The following is a 1,599-nucleotide window of genomic DNA, read 5'->3' as shown; positions in this document are numbered from 1 at the left end:
CGCCATTCTCAACGCCATCAACGGCTGGCGCAACGAGCTCGGCCGCCAGCGCGGCAAGGGGCGCAGGCTGGATGCCCTTGAGGTCACCTGCCATCAGGAGCACATCACGGGCGCGACCCTGGAGACCCTGATGGCGGCGGCCGGGGAGCACAGGGAGCTCGGGCGCCGCGCCTTGCGGGCCATGGCCTGTGCCCAGCAGATCACCGACTTCGCCCCCTGGGATCTCTTTGCCCCGGCGCCTCAGGCCGTGCACGGCAAGTTCGGCGTCGAGCAGGCGCTGAATCTGGTGATGGAGGCCTTTGCTGCCTTCGACCCCGAGATGGGGGCGTTTGTCCGCATGATGGCCGACAAGGGGTGGATCGATGCGGCCCCGAGCGAGCACAGGCGAAGCGGCGCCTATTGCACCGAGTATGCCGATCCGCCCGAGCCAAGGGTCTTCCTCACCTTCGAGGGGACCATGGACAACGTCATCACCCTGGCCCATGAGCTCGGCCACGCCTGGCACAGCTGGTTGCTGCGGGATCTTCCCTTCGAACAGCGGGGCTACCCCAAGACGCTGGCGGAGACCGCCTCCCTCTTTGCCGAGATCCTGGTGCGCGATGCCCTGCTGGCCGCCACCGACAAGGTTGAGCAGCGCCGGGCCATCGCCTGGCTGGACGGGGAGCGGGCCGCGAGCCTGCTGCTCGACATCCCCGCCCGCTTTGCCTTCGAGCACGCCCTGGTGACGGCGCGGGAGGCGGGTTACGTGGGGGCGAGCCAGATGCGGGAGATGATGAAATCGGCGCAGCAGCAGTGCTATGGTGACGCCCTCAGCCAGTATGACGAGCTGTTCTGGGCCAGCAAGGGTCACTTCTCCATCGCCGAGTCCGGGTTCTACAACTACCCCTATCTGTTTGGCTATCTCTTCAGCCTGGGGCTCTATGCCCAGCATGCGCGGGCCGGGGGCGAGTTTGTGCCCGCCTATCGCGCCCTGCTGCGAGATACCGGCCGCATGAGCGCCGAGGCGCTGGTGGAGAAGCACCTGGGGGTCGACATCCGCGAACCCGGGTTCTGGCAGGAGAGCCTGCGCTATGTGGAAGAGGCGGTGGTGCGCCTCGAGCGGCTGGTATGATGCCTGCCCGCGAAGGTGGTGGCTCTGGCCACCTGGATTTCACGACGGGCCAGGCCCGTCCCTGACGATGAGCGTTCGATGCAACAACGAGTCTATCCACAGCAGTGGCAAAATGATCACATCTACCCCTCCCTCGACAGCTGTGTCCTCGAGGCGGACATGAGCCTGGCCCGCGCCAGCCTGGCCGAGCTGAGCGGTTTTATCGAGGGACTGGCCCAGGTTCCGCGCACCCCAGGCGCCTTGCAGGACTTCCTCAGGGAGGTACGCCTGCGGGCCCGGCGCATTCGCGACATCGGCTGGAACATCGCCGTGCTGGCCGCCTGCAAGGGGAGCCAGGACGCCCGGGATCCCCTCGCCAAGCAGGTTGCCTCCCGGGCCCGTGCCCTCAATGCGGATCTGTTCAAGACGCTTGCCCCCATCGAAGATCTGATGCTGGGGCTGCCTGCGCCCGAGTTTGAGCAACTGATGGCCGACCCCCTGCTCGGGGA

The 1,599-nt window shown here is 66.9% G+C and carries 1 protein-coding gene and 1 pseudogene; both read left to right on the top strand.

Features of this window, described 5'->3' with window-relative positions; translation table 11 throughout:
• Positions 1–1,111 (top strand): M3 family metallopeptidase (locus tag AACR77_RS17790; RefSeq protein ID WP_042883108.1); only part of this gene is annotated, 1,111 nt, incomplete at its 5' end.
• A 78-nt stretch (positions 1,112–1,189) separates the two neighbouring features.
• Positions 1,190–1,599 (top strand): annotated as a pseudogene (locus AACR77_RS17785) (peptidase M3); the annotation flags it as partial.

The sequence above is a fragment of the Aeromonas sp. ZOR0002 genome, from assembly GCF_963866995.1.
GTDB classification, from domain to species: Bacteria; Pseudomonadota; Gammaproteobacteria; order Enterobacterales; family Aeromonadaceae; genus Aeromonas; species Aeromonas caviae.
This window is presented reverse-complemented; position numbering and strand designations above follow the sequence as displayed.